We start from the raw sequence: 13626 nt of genomic DNA, 5'->3' as shown, positions 1-13626 counted from the left end.
CTATCGAAGGAGGTCCCGGACAGCGGACGATCCCGTCCCGCCCAGCGACGCAGCCACGGAGGCACGGATGCGCACCACATCACTCGGCCCCGCCGAACGAGCCGGAGCACTGGCCCGGATGGCCGAGCACGAACTCGACGTCCTGGTCGTGGGCGGCGGGGTGGTCGGCGCGGGCACCGCGCTGGACGCCGCCACCCGCGGCCTGTCCACCGGCATCGTGGAGGCCAGGGACTGGGCGTCCGGCACGTCCAGCCGCTCCAGCAAGCTCATCCACGGCGGCCTGCGCTACCTGGAGATGCTGGACTTCGCCCTGGTCCGCGAGGCGCTCAAGGAACGCGGCCTGCTGCTGGAGAAGCTCGCCCCGCACCTGGTGCGGCCGGTGCCGTTCCTCTACCCGCTCCAGCACAAGGGCTGGGAGCGGATCTACGCCGGCTCCGGCGTGGCGCTGTACGACGCCATGTCGATCTCCTCGGGGCACGGCCGCGGCCTGCCGCTGCACCGCCACCTCACCCGCAAGCACGCCCTGCGGGTCGCCCCCGCGCTGCGCAAGGACGCCCTGGTGGGCGCCCTGCAGTACTACGACGCCCAGGTGGACGACGCGCGCCTGGTGGTCGCCCTGGCCCGCACCGCGGCCTCCTACGGCGCCCTGGCCGCCAACCACGCCCGGGTCACCGCCTTCCTGCGCGAGGGCGAGCGGGTGGTCGGCGCCCGGGTGCAGGACGGCGAGCAGGGCGGCGAGTACGAGGTCAGGGCCCGTCAGGTGGTCAACGCCACCGGCGTGTGGACCGACGACACGCAGGCGCTGATCGGCGAGCGCGGGCAGTTCCACGTCCGCGCCTCCAAGGGCGTCCACCTGGTGGTGCCCAAGGACCGCATCCACTCCACCAGCGGGCTCATCCTGCGCACCGAGAAGAGCGTCCTGTTCGTCATCCCGTGGGGCCGGCACTGGATCGTCGGCACCACCGACACCGACTGGGACCTGGACAAGACCCACCCGGCCGCGTCCAGCGCCGACATCGACTACGTGCTCGAACACGTCAACTCGGTGCTGCACACGCCGCTGTCCAGGGACGACGTCCAGGGGGTGTACGCCGGGCTGCGCCCGCTGCTGGCCGGCGAGTCCGACGCCACCAGCAAGCTGTCCCGCGAGCACACCGTCGCCCACCCGGCGCCCGGTCTGGTCGTGGTGGCCGGCGGGAAGTACACCACGTACCGGGTGATGGCCAAGGACGCGGTCGACGAGGCGGTGCACGGCCTGGACCGCAAGGTCGCGGAGTGCTGCACCGAGGACGTGCCGCTGATGGGCGCCGAGGGCTACCACGCACTGTGGAACGCGCGGGCCCGCACCGCGGCCCGCACCGGCGTCCACGTCGCCCGGGTGGAGCATCTGCTGAACCGTTACGGCTCGCTGGCGGAGGACGTCCTCGACCTGGTCGCCCAGGACCCGGAGCTGGGCCGCCCGCTGACCGGCGCCGACGACTACCTGCGCGCCGAGGTCGTCTACGCGGCCGCCGCCGAGGGCGCCCGCCACCTGGAGGACGTGCTGACCCGCCGCACCCGGATCTCCATCGAGACCTTCGACCGCGGGACCCGCTGCGCCCGCGAGGCCGCCGAGCTGATGGCGCCCGTACTGGGCTGGGACCAGGGCCAGGTGGACCGCGAGGTCGAGCACTACGAGAAGCGCGTGGAGGCCGAGCGGGAGTCGCAGTTGCAGCCCGACGACCAGACCGCGGATGCGGCCCGGCTGGGGGCGCCGGATATCGTTCCTCTCTAGGCGGATTGCCTGGGCGCGGCCTGGAGTTGCGCGCGAACGGGGGCAGGCGGAGGACACGAGATGGTCGGAGACGTCGACGAGGGCAGGCTGGTCGCGGGCCGCTACCGGCTGCTGGAGCGGATCGGCCGCGGCGGCATGGGCACCGTCTGGCGCGCCGAGGACGAACTGCTCGGCCGCCAGGTCGCGGTGAAGAAACTGCACCCGCCGCAACCGCACATGGACGAGGAGGAGTTGGCCACCCTCTTCGAGCGCACCCGCCGCGAGGCGCGCGCCGCCGCCCGGATCAGCCACCCCAACGTCATCGTCGTGCACGACGTGGTGGACGACGCGGGACTGCCCTCCATCGTCATGGAGTACGTGCCCTCGCTGACCCTCGGCGAGCGGCTCAAGCAGGACGGCGCGCTGCCGGTCGCCGAAGTGGCCAGGATCGGCCGGGGGATGGTCGCCGCGCTGCGCGCCGCCCACCGCGCCGGCATCCTGCACCGCGACGTCAAGCCGGGGAACGTGCTGCTCGGTGAGGACCAGCGGGTGGTCCTCACCGACTTCGGCATCGCGCAGGCGTCCGGCACCTCCACCCTGACCCGCACCGGCGAACTCATCGGCTCCATCGACTTCCTGTCGCCGGAACGGATACGCGGCGTGCCGCCCGGCCCCGCCGCCGACCTGTGGGCGCTGGGCGCCACGCTCTACCAGGCGGTCGAGGGCGCCTCGCCCTTCCGCCGGCCCACCGCGATCGAGACCGCCTACGCGATCGCCGAGGAGCCGGTGGTGCCCGCGCCGAACGCGGGCGCGCTCACCGAGGTGATCGCCAGGCTGCTCGTCAAGGAGCCGGACGAGCGGCTGTCCGCGGAGGACGCCGAGTGGATGCTGCGGCTGCCGGCCGCCGAGCCGGACACCGCCCTCGTCGACCACGACCGGCTCGGGCCGCCGGGCGCGTACGGGTCGGAGTCGGCCACGGACGGACTCCAGGGCGGCGTGTACGGCCAGACCGGCGCGACGGGCACATCGGCTGGGGCGGGCCCGTACGAGCCGCCGACAGCGCGGGTGGGCGACGGCGCCGGACACGGCGCCGGACAGGGGCAGGAGCCGCCCACCGGGCCGACCGGCGTGCACCAGCGGCCCCGGCGGGCCGGCCGGTGGATCGGCGCCGCCCTCGCCGTCGCGGTGCTCGCCGCCGGCACCGCCCTGGCCGTCCAGCACCAGCGCGCCGGGCACGGCGGCAGCACCGCGGACGGTCCCACCACCCGGCCGGCCACCACGCCGCCGACCACGGCACCCACGACGCCCTCGGCCACGCCCACCACCGCGCCGCCACCGCCGGTGCCCGACGGCTACCACCTGGAGGCCAACCCGGAGCGCGGCTACTCGGTGCCGGTGCCGGACGGCTGGACCCGCTCCGAGAAGAACGGCGGCGACGAGCTGGACTGGGTCAACGACGGCGACGCCCAGGACGCCGGCAGGGTCGGCCTGAAGGTCAGCGCGCTGCCCTTCGCCAGCACCAGCCCCTACCAGCACTGGCAGAACCTGGAGCCCGAGACCGAGGCGCAGGTCGACGACTACCACCGCGAACGGCTCGATCCCACCGAGCGGTTCGGCGACCCCGCGGCCATCTGGCAGTTCACCTTCAAGGGGTCGAAGCGCTCCTACCGCGCCATCGACCTGGGGTTCGGGAAGGCCGGCGGCACCGAGTACGCGGTGTACCTGTCCGCTCCGGAGGCCGACTGGCTGGACTACCTGCCGGTCTTCAACACCGCGCTGGCCGGTTTCCGGCTTTCCGGCGGATAAGCCGGGTTCGCTTCGCCGTCCCCGGTTCGGGGATGATGGACTCGTGCGCCCGCTGACGGCGCGACAAGTCGACAACAGCCGGCACGGCAGAGGGACAGCACCCATGAGCGAGGACGAAGACCGTACCGAGGGACGTCTGCTCGCCGACCGGTACCGTCTCGGCGAGGTCCTCGGCAAGGGCGGTATGGGCACCGTGTGGCGGGCCGTCGACGAGACGCTCGGCCGCACCGTGGCCGTCAAGGAGCTGCGCTTCCCCGGCAACGTCGACGAGGACGAGAAGCGCCGGCTGGTCACCCGCACCCTGCGCGAGGCCAAGGCCACCGCGCGCATCCGCAACACCGGCGCGATCACCGTCTTCGACGTGGTCAAGGAGGACGACCGGCCCTGGATCGTGATGGAGCTGGTCGAGGGCAGGTCGCTGTCCGACGCCATCCGCGAGGACGGCCCGCTCACCCCCCGGCGCGCCGCCGAGGTCGGCCTGGTGCTGCTCGACGTGCTCAAGGCCGCGCACGCCGAGGGCATCCTGCACCGCGACGTGAAGCCCTCCAACGTGCTGATCGCCGACCGCCCCTCGGACGGCGACTCCGGCGGCGGCCGGGTGGTCCTCGGCGACTTCGGCATCGCGCAGATCGACGGCGACCCCTCGGTGACCTCCACCGGCATGCTCGTCGGCGCCCCCTCGTACATCTCGCCCGAGCGCGCCCGCGGCCAGAAGCCGGGCCCGCCCGCCGACCTGTGGTCGCTCGGCGCGCTGCTCTACGCCGCCGTCGAGGGCCGGCCGCCCTACGACAAGGGCTCGGCGATCGCCACGCTGACCGCGGTGATGACCGAGCCGGTCGGCCCGATGGCCAACGCGGGACCGCTCGCCGAGGCGATCAGGGGCCTGCTGGTGAAGGACCCGGAGCAGCGGCTGGACGACGCCGGGGCGCGGGCGCTGCTCACCACCGTCGTCAAGGCCCCCGAGCGCCCGGTGGCGCCGCCCGCGCCGACCGGCGACACCCGGACCACGCTCATGCCCGTCGACCCGCAGCCCACCCCGACCGACGCGCCGCCCGCCACCCGCGAGGCCGCCGCCGAGCAGGCCAGGGTGCGCGACGCGCTGCGCTCGGTGCGCAAGGCCGGCGCCCGCCCCCGGCCCGCCCCCGAGCCCGGCACCCCGGAGACGGTACGGCCGTCCGCGCCCTCGTCGCTCTCCGACGTGGTGCCGCGCCGCACCCTGGTCATCGTGGTCGCCGCGCTCGTCCTCGCGCTGCTGGGCACCGTGATAGGCGTCGCCATCGCCAACTCCGGCGGTGGGGGCGGCGACAGCAAGAACCCGGACAAGGGCGGCGCCAGCCCGGCGGCCACCCACGGCCACACGAAGAGCTCCGGGACGCAGACCCCCGGCGGCGGCTCCACCACGACCGCCGGCGCGGGGACGAGCACCGGGACCGGCAAGGACGGCGGGGACGGCAAGGGCAAGGGCTCGGACGACGGCAAGGGCTCGTCCGACGACTCGGCCGGCACGCCGTCGGGCGGGCCGGCCTCGGCCGGGACCGGCGGCTCGGCGAAGCTCCCGGCGGGCTGGCACATGGTCACCAACACCAGGTTCCACTTCGCCGTGGCGATGCCGCCCGGCTGGCACTGGACCGGCACCACCTCGGGCGGCTCCGGCGCGATCTACAGCGCGGACGGCGGATACCCGCGCGTCCAGGTCGACTTCACCTCCTCACCCGGCACGGACGCCGCCGCCAACTGGGAGGACATCGAGCCCGGCGTCGGGCGCAGCAGCCAGGACTACCACCTGATCGGCATCAAGGCGATCCAGTGGCGCGGCTACCGCACCGTCGCCGACTGGGACTTCACCCGCACCGAGAAGGGCGGCGTCCACACGCACGTCAAGGACCGCGGCTTCGTGGTGGACGACCACCACGGCTACGCGATCATGGTGTCGCTCCCGGCCTCCGACTGGGACAGCGCCGGCGGCCAGGCGACGCGCAACGGGTTCTACGACACTTTCCGGTCCGTCGGCTGAATCGCGGGCCCCGCGAGTGGGTAACCGCAGCTGTGAAAGGCGGCCGTCGCGCCACACGCGCGAACGGGCCGGTTCCGGCGGGCCGTTCGGGGACTACCGTGGACCGGAAGCACGTATCGTGAGTGGGTGTGGACTGTCCGCATCCGCATGTGTCCGGATCGGATCGGTTCGGGCAGTGACGTGAACGGGCCGGAAAGGGGGGCGCCGTGGACGAATACGCAGGACGGGTGCTCGCCGACCGGTACCGGCTGCCGCGGCCGCCCGCCGACGAGTTCGAGCTGGTCGAGACCCGCGCCTTCGACACGTACAGCGGCCAGGAGGTCCTGGTCGGGCAGGTGCTGCTGCCCGAGGTGGTCAGCGCGGAACCCGCCGACGGCGAGGACGGGTTCGCCGACCACGACGGGCTCGGCGAGAGCGCCCGCCGGGCGCTGGACGCCGCCCGCGCCGCCGCCGCGATAGCCGACCACCCGCGGCTGGTGCAGGTCTTCGACATCTTCGTCGAGGACGGCAGCCTGTGGATCGCCAGCGAACTGGTGTCCGCCCGCCCGCTCGCCGCCCTGCTCGTCGAACGCCCGCTGGACGCCTACCGCGCCGCCGAGGTCGCCTCCGACGTGCTGACCGCGCTGCGCGCGGTGCACGCCAGCGGCTGGACCCACCGCAACGTCACCGCGAGCACCGTGCTGATCGCCGACGACGGCCGGGCGATGCTCGCCGGGCTCGCCGCCGGCGCCGCCCAGGAAGCGCTCTGCGGCTACAACCCGCTGCCGGAGGAGGTGCTGGCCGGCGGCGACGGCTCGGCCGCGGAGCCGCCCTGGCACGGCCCGCACTCCGCCCTGGAGCAGGAACGCGCCCGGCAGAACCGCATCACCGTGGTCGGCGCGGTCACCGAACGCTGGGCCCCGGAGCAGGCCCACGCGGTCCACGAGAACTGGCGGCTGTCGCCGCCGGTCGGCCCCGCCGCCGACCTGTGGGCGCTCGGGTCGCTGCTCTTCCGCAGCGTCCAGGGCCACCCGCCCTACCCCGAGGAGTCCGCGGCCGAACTCGTCCAGATGGTCTGCGCCGAGCCGCCCGCCTTCGCCGAGGAGTGCGGCGCGCTGCGCCCGATCGTCGAGTCGCTGCTGCGCCCCGACCCCGAGGAGCGGCCCGAGGCCGAGGAGCTGGGCGGCTGGCTGCGCTCGCTGGTGCGCTCGGCGCCGGAACCCGACATCGGCGTGCCGACCGTCCAGGTGCCGACCGACCCGGCGAAGCTGCCGGTCAAGCGGCGCCGCGGCGAGCTGGTACGGCGCCGGCGCAGGACCGCGGCCGAGCCGATGGGCGCCCAGCACCGGCGGCACGCCCGCGGCAAGCAGGCCAAGGCGGCCCGGCCGGTCCGCGAGACCAGGCCCGCCAAGGCCGCCCGCCCGGCCCGCGAGACCAGGCCGCAACCGGCCGCCGCCCGCAGCGAGATGCGGCAGGAGCAGCTCTTCCACCGCGAGCAGGTGGTCTCCTCGCGCACCGCGGGCCGCGCCGAGGACTCCCCGCGCCGGCTCGGCGTACGGCTGCTCGTCGCCGTCCTGGTCATCCTGCTCGCCGTGGTGCTCTACGCGCTGCTCGTCATGCCGCACCGCAACGCCGCGAAGAGCGGTGCGGACGGTACCCGGACGGTGCCGGCCCAGGTGTCCGGCGGCGCGGCGGGCGACGGCGGCGGCAAGGCCCCCACGCCGGCCACCACCGCGCCCACCACCAAGGCCGCGCCCACCACGAAGGCCGCGCCCACCACCCCGGCCGCCCCGCCGCCGCCCGACCTCGGCTCGGACTTCGCCCTGCACACCGACTCCGCCGGGTTCACCGTCGCCGTCCACACCGGGTGGCTGCGCGCCGGCAAGAACGCCAGGGACGAGGTGCGGTTCTCCGGCAGCGGGCTGCAGATGACCGTCGTCCCCGGCCGGGACCGGGCCACCGGCGACTCCGACGATCCGCTCGCCTACCAGCTCGTCGAGTCCGAACTCGCCGACTTCCGGGCGTCGTCCTGGTCCTCGGCGTCCGGCCTCCAGTCCCTCACGGTACGGGGGCGTCCCGCCGCGGAGGGGGAGTACACGTGGCGTGACGCCGGCGACAACACGGTGTACGCCCGCAATCTCGCCGTCCAGATCGGCGGGCGCTACCACGTCGTCCTCATCGCCGGCCCCGATTCCGAACGGGCCGCCGTCCAGCGCGCCTTCGACAAAGCGGTGGAAACATACGCCTCCGGCTGACCCACCCCCCGTCCGACGCCCACCCCGACTCCCGGACTGGCGCCCGGACGGCGGTGGGCGTGGCGCCCCACCGGGGGCGCGGGGACGGCGCGGGTGACCGGTCGCCGGTCGGTGGTCCGTCGGCGACGGGAATCGCCCCTTCGGGCCGGTGGGGACGTGCAGCCGTCGTGGTGGCTGGTCGCGCAGTTCCCCGCGCCCCTGGAACAAGGGCCGCGCGCCCAGCGCACCGCTCGCGCGGGGAAAACGGGCTCGCGCCCGGGCACGGGCAACCGGTGGGGGATGATGGGGGGATGGGGAGCGACGGGGGCCGGCCACCGGCGAAGCCGGAACGCACGCTGGCCGCGCGCTACCGCATCACCGCCCGCCTCGGCCGCGGCGGCATGGGCACGGTGTGGCGCGCCACCGACGACCTGCTGCGCAGGCAGGTCGCCGTCAAGGAACTGCACCTGCCCGACACCGGTTTGGGCGAGCCGGACGCGGAGCGCCGCCGGGACCGCGCGCTGCGGGAGGCGCGGAGCGTCGCGCGGATCCGCCACCCGCACGTCGTCGTGGTGCACGACGTGGTGGAGCAGGACGGCCGCCCGTGGATCGTGATGGAGCTGGTCGACGGCCGCTCGCTGGCCGACGTGCTGCGCGACGACGGCCCGCTCGCGCCGCGCGAGGCCGCCCGGATCTGCGCCGCGGTGGCCGGTGCGCTGCTCGCCGCGCACGAGCACGGCATCCAGCACCGTGACGTCAAACCGGCGAACGTGCTGATCGAGCGCGCCACCGGCCGCGTCGTGCTGACCGACTTCGGGATCGCACGGGTCCCGGGCAGCGCCACGATCAGCGAGACCGGCGCGTTCATGGGCTCGCCGGAGTACACCGCGCCGGAGCGGATGGCGGGCGGCGGCGCTGGCCCGGAGTCCGACCTGTGGTCGCTCGGCGCGCTGCTGTGCGCGGCGGTGGACGGCCGCTCGCCGTTCCACCGGGAGTCGATCGGCGAGATCGTGCACGCGGTGGCGATCGGGGAGATCACCCCGCCGACGACGGTCGGCCCGCTGCTGCCGGTGGTGCGGGGGCTGCTGGAGCGGGACCCGGCGCGCCGGATGGCCGCCGCCGAGGTGCGGACCGTGCTGATGGCGTACGCGGAGACCGGCGTCGCGCCGGCGGATCGCCCGACGCCGCGGCTGCCGCTGTCGGAGGCGGTGACCGCGCCCGTCCCGGCCCCGCCGCGGCGCGGGCCGCGCGGCCGGTGGGCGCTGGCGGCGGTGGCGGCGACGGTGATCGCCGTGGTGGCGGGGGCGACGGCCGCGCTGGTGGTGACCCGCGGCGGTTCGGACACCGGCGGCGCGCCGCCGACCACCACCGCGCCGGCCACGACGGCCCGCGCCTCCACGACACCCGCGGCCACGACGCCCGCGGACGTCCCGGCCGGCTCCCGCCGCTACACCGACCCGTCGGGCTTCTCCACCGTGCTGCCGGCCGGCTACGTCCGCGACCCGCAGCGGGATGCCGCAGGGGTGCTGCGGACGTACTACTGGTCGCCCGACCGCAGCTTCCGGTTCGGCGAGCGCGAGCAGCCGCCCGACCCCCGCGGCCCGTACGCGGTGCTCGCCGACCAGCACGCGAAGGGCCCGGCGGCCTACCACGGCTACCGCGACGGCTTCATCACCAGGACCGCGCGGCACGGCCTGCCCGCCGCGCTGTGGCAGTTCACCAACGACGGCTTCGGCGACGGCAGGGGCGCCCGGAGGACCTTCGACCTGTGCTGGACGGAAGGGGGCCGGATGTACGACGTGTGGCTCTCGGCGCCAGTGGCGCGGACGGAGGCGGCGCGGGCCGCCTTCGACACCGCGGTCGCGTCCTTCCAGGGCTCCTGAGCAGCACCGCGGCGCCCCTCTGCTACCGCCGGTTACGCCCGCGCGACCTGGGGCGATGCGAACGCGGCCACCGAGCGCTGGCATGGTCGCGCGGATCACCGAGAAAATGGCTACTGATGGGTATCCACAGCAGTCCCGCGGCCGTAATCTCGCCGCATGACGGATTCGCCGGAGCTCAGCACGCCTGTCGCCGACGGCGGCCCGACCGCCCCCGCCGACGGCAACCCGGCCGCGCCCACCACCGCGCGCGGCCCGCAGGACGTCGTCACCCCCGACCTGGTCGCGCGTCTGACCCGCGGCGTGATCGGCTCGGGCGCGACCGCCGGCCACACGCCGCTGACCGGTGAGCGGCTGGCCGTGCTGCCCGAGGCCACGCCCGAGGACGTCGCCGAGGCGTTCGGCCGCGCCCGGCCGGCGCAGGCCGCGTGGGCGGCGCTGCCCGCACGGCAGCGCGCCCGGGTGCTGCTGCGCTTCCACGACCTGGTGCTCTCCCGGCAGGCCGAGGTGCTCGACCTGATCCAGGTGGAGACCGGCAAGGCCCGGCTGCACGCCCACGAGGAGGTGCAGGTGGTCGCGATGGCCGCCCGGCACTACGGCCTCAAGGCCCCCTCGTACCTGCGGCCCAAGCGGCACACCGGCGCGATCCCGACCCTGACCAGAACCGTCGAACTGCGGCAGCCGCGCGGCGTGGTGGGCCAGATCGCCCCCTGGAACTACCCGCTGGAGCTGTCCGTCGGCGACGCGCTGCCCGCGCTGGCGGCCGGCAACGCGGTGGTGATGAAGCCCGACACCGAGACCGCGCTGACCGCGCTGTGGGCGCGCGAGCAGCTGATCGAGGCCGGTCTGCCCGCGGACGTGCTGCAGATCGTGATCGGCGAGGGCCCGGTCGTCGGGCCCGCGGTCGTCGAGCACGCCGACTACGTCTCCTTCACCGGCTCCACCCGCACCGGCCGCGAGGTCGCCCAGCGCGCCGCCGCCCGGCTGGTCGGCGCCTCCCTGGAACTCGGCGGCAAGAACGCCCTGCTGGTGCTGCGCGACGCCGACCTGGACAAGGCGGCGGAGGGCGCGGTCCGGGCCTGCTTCGCCTCCGCGGGCCAGCTGTGCATCTCCATCGAGCGGCTCTTCGTGGACGAGTCGGTCGCCGACGCCTTCACCGAGAAGTTCGTCGCCAGGACCCGGGCGATCCGGCTCGGCACCGCGCTCGCCTACGGCGCGGGCATGGGATCGCTGGTCGGCGAGCGGCAGTTGGCGACGGTCACCCGCCATGTCGACGAGGCCAGGGAGAAGGGCGCGAAGGTGCTGGCCGGCGGCCGCGCCCGGCCGGACCTCGGCCCGTACGTCTACGAGCCGACCGTGCTGGAGGGCGTGGAGGCGCCGATGGCGGTCTGCACCGAGGAGACCTTCGGCCCGGTCGTCTCCGTCTACCGCTTCCGCGACGAGGAGGAGGCGATCGAGCGCGCCAACGCCACCGACTACGGCCTCAACTCGAGCGTGTGGACCCGCGACACGCGGCGCGGCGCCCGGATCGCGGCCCGGCTGCGCTCCGGCACGGTGAACGTCAACGAGGCGTACGCGGCGGCGTACGGCAGCGTGCGGGCGCCGATGGGCGGCATGAAGGACTCCGGACTCGGCCGCAGGCACGGCTCCGAGGGCATCCTCAAGTACACCGAGGCGCAGACCGTCGCGATCCAGCGGCTGATGCCGATGGCGCCGGCGTTCGGGATGGACGACGAGCGGTACGCGGCCTTCCTGACCAGGTCGCTGCGGCTGATGAAGACCCTGCGGATGCGCTGAGCGGAGGACGTCGGTGACACACGAGGCAACGCGGGACGACGCGTTCGACTACGACGTGGTCGTGGTCGGCTCGGGCTTCGGCGGCAGCGTCTCGGCGCTGCGGCTGACCGAGAAGGGCTACCGGGTCGGCGTGCTGGAGGCCGGCCGCCGCTTCGCCCGCGACGAACTGCCCAAGAACTCCTGGGACCTGCGCACCTACCTGTGGGCGCCGGCGCTCGGCCTCTACGGCATCCAGCGCATCCACGTGCTGGGCAACGTGCTGGTGCTGGCCGGCGCGGGCGTCGGCGGCGGCTCGCTGAACTACGCCAACACCCTGTACGTGCCGCCCGCCGCCTTCTTCCAGGACCGCCAGTGGGGCCACATCACCGACTGGCAGCGGGAGTTGGCGCCGTACTACGACCAGGCGCAGCGCATGCTCGGAGTGCGGCTCAACCCGACCATGACGCCCTCCGACGTCCATCTCCAGGCGGCCGCGGAGCAGATGGGCGTCGGCGACACCTTCCACATGGCGCCGGTCGGCGTGTTCTTCGGCGACGGCCGGGACGCGGACGGCGACGGGCGGGCGGCGCCCGGCGAGGAGGTGGCCGACCCGTACTTCGGCGGCGCGGGCCCGGCCCGCAGGGCGTGCACCGAGTGCGGCGAGTGCATGACCGGCTGCCGGCACGGCGCCAAGAACACCCTCAACGAGAACTACCTGCACCTGGCCGAGAAGGCGGGCGCGGTGATCCACCCGATGACCACCGTGGTCGACGTCACCGAGGAGCCGGACGGCGGCTACCGCGTCACCACCGTGCCGACCGACCGGCGCAGGAAGGGCCGCAGGACCGTGCTGCGGGCCCGCCAGGTGGTGCTGGCGGCCGGCACCTACGGCACCCAGACGCTGCTGCACGCCATGCGCGACGCGGGCCGGCTGCCCGGCACCTCCGCGCGGCTCGGCGTGCTCACCCGGACCAACTCCGAGGCGCTGGTGGGCGCCCAGACCTCGCCGGGCCGCTACCGCAGGCGCCACCCGGACCGGCCGCTGGACTTCACCCGGGGCGTGGCGATCACCTCCTCGGTGCACCCCAACGACCACACCCACATCGAGCCGGTCCGCTACGGCAAGGGCTCCAACTCGATGGGCTCGCTGTCGATCCTGGCCGCGCCGCACCGCGGGAAGGCGCCGCGCTGGCTGGAGTTCGTCGCCAACAACGCCAGGCACCCGGTGCTGACGCTGCGCTCGATGGTCACCTACAAGTGGTCGGAGCGGACCATCATCGGCCTGGTCATGCAGACCAGCGACAACTCGCTGACCACCTACCGCAAAGCCAAGGGCCTGGGGAAGGGGCTGCTCACCGCCCGCCAGGGCCACGGCGCCCCGAACCCCACGCACATCCCCGAGGGCGCCGAGGCGGCCCGGCTGATCGCCGCCGAGATCGGCGGCTTCGCCGGCAGCAACGTCGGCGAGGCCACCGAGCGCCCGCTGACCGCGCACTTCCTGGGCGGCTGCCCGATCGGGGAGGACGCCGAGCACGGGGTGATCGACCCGTACCACCGGCTCTACGGGCATCCGGGCATCCACGTGGTGGACGGCTCCGCGGTCTCCGCGAACCTGGGCGTCAACCCGTCGCTGACCATCACCGCGCAGGCGGAACGCGCCATGTCGCTGTGGCCCAACAAGGGACAGCGGGACCCGCGTCCGGCGCAGGGCGAGCCGTACCGGGTGGTGGCGGCGGTGGAGCCGGCCGCGCCCGCGGTGCCGGAGGACGCCTTCGGGGCGCTGCGGCTGCCGCTGCTGCCGGTCCCCGCGGTACCGCCGCGCACCGCCGCAGCCGATGGTGCGGACGGGACGCAAGGGGCCGCCGAGGTGGAAAACGCGTCCAAAAAGCCCTGAACACGCTGTAATGTGTCCTTCGCAGAGCGGCCGGCCCCAGGCGTCCCTGGAGACCGACCGCCTCTTTGAGTCGCGACCGGGCTGCTGTCCCCTGCTGTCCGGTCACTCACACCGGTGCGAGGTCCCACGGCGGGCGCAAGCCTGCGGCCGCCTCATCGCACCGGTCACACTCCGCCCAGCTGCGTCTGGGCGGTGTCCTGTTCCACGCGTGGTGTCGGTTACCGCCCCTGGATGGCACGGACAACCCGTCCAACGAAGCGGGCCTGCGGCGGTCACGTGCCGTTCGGGTG

Annotated in this window: 7 protein-coding genes; all 7 read left to right on the top strand. The window is 74.8% G+C overall.

All coding sequences use genetic code 11. The annotated features are described in order from the left end of the window. The first annotated feature begins 67 nt into the window (after positions 1-67). The 7 genes from V2S66_RS07370 to V2S66_RS07340 all read left to right on the top strand — a co-directional run bounded on the left by V2S66_RS07370 (position 68) and on the right by V2S66_RS07340 (position 13336). Positions 68-1774 carry a glycerol-3-phosphate dehydrogenase/oxidase gene (locus V2S66_RS07370; protein WP_330793708.1) on the top strand — a complete coding sequence of 569 codons (1707 nt, stop codon included), beginning with the start codon at positions 68-70 and terminating at the stop codon, positions 1772-1774. A 60-nt stretch (positions 1775-1834) separates the two neighbouring features. Beyond that, complete coding sequence (locus V2S66_RS07365) at positions 1835-3559, top strand: serine/threonine-protein kinase (protein WP_330793707.1); 1725 nt, start codon at positions 1835-1837, stop codon at positions 3557-3559. A 103-nt stretch (positions 3560-3662) separates the two neighbouring features. Next, the gene (locus tag V2S66_RS07360; protein WP_330793706.1) at positions 3663-5573 is read left to right on the top strand and encodes a protein kinase domain-containing protein; all 1911 of its coding nucleotides are present in this window, start codon (positions 3663-3665) and stop codon (positions 5571-5573) included. A gap of 206 nt (positions 5574-5779) precedes the next feature. Continuing rightward, entirely contained in the window at positions 5780-7807 is a 2028-nt protein-coding gene (locus V2S66_RS07355) for a protein kinase family protein (RefSeq protein WP_330793705.1), read from the top strand. Positions 7808-8097: 290 nt separating this feature from the next. Beyond that, positions 8098-9669 (top strand): serine/threonine-protein kinase, encoded by a 1572-nt coding sequence (locus tag V2S66_RS07350; RefSeq protein WP_330793704.1) that lies wholly within the window; start codon positions 8098-8100, stop codon positions 9667-9669. A gap of 156 nt (positions 9670-9825) precedes the next feature. Beyond that, positions 9826-11463, top strand: a complete 1638-nt coding sequence (locus V2S66_RS07345; protein WP_330793703.1) for a succinic semialdehyde dehydrogenase — start codon at positions 9826-9828, stop codon at positions 11461-11463. Between the two features lie 13 nt (positions 11464-11476). Beyond that, positions 11477-13336, top strand: coding sequence for a GMC family oxidoreductase (locus V2S66_RS07340; RefSeq protein ID WP_330793702.1), 1860 nt, complete (start codon positions 11477-11479; stop codon positions 13334-13336). The last annotated feature ends 290 nt before the right edge of the window (positions 13337-13626 follow it).

The sequence above is a fragment of the Actinacidiphila polyblastidii genome (genome assembly GCF_036353415.1).
GTDB lineage: Bacteria > Actinomycetota > Actinomycetes > Streptomycetales > Streptomycetaceae > Actinacidiphila > Actinacidiphila polyblastidii.
This window is presented reverse-complemented; position numbering and strand designations above follow the sequence as displayed.

Bases quoted from the DNA above. Each gene is read 5' to 3' on its own strand.
- V2S66_RS07345 (WP_330793703.1), top strand. From the start codon at position 9,826: ATGACGGATTCGCCGGAGCTCAGCACGCCTGTCGCCGACGGCGGCCCG.
- V2S66_RS07350 (WP_330793704.1), top strand. From the start codon at position 8,098: ATGGGGAGCGACGGGGGCCGGCCACCGGCGAAGCCGGAACGCACGCTG.
- V2S66_RS07365 (WP_330793707.1), top strand. From the start codon at position 1,835: ATGGTCGGAGACGTCGACGAGGGCAGGCTGGTCGCGGGCCGCTACCGG.
- V2S66_RS07370 (WP_330793708.1), top strand. From the start codon at position 68: ATGCGCACCACATCACTCGGCCCCGCCGAACGAGCCGGAGCACTGGCC.
- V2S66_RS07360 (WP_330793706.1), top strand. From the start codon at position 3,663: ATGAGCGAGGACGAAGACCGTACCGAGGGACGTCTGCTCGCCGACCGG.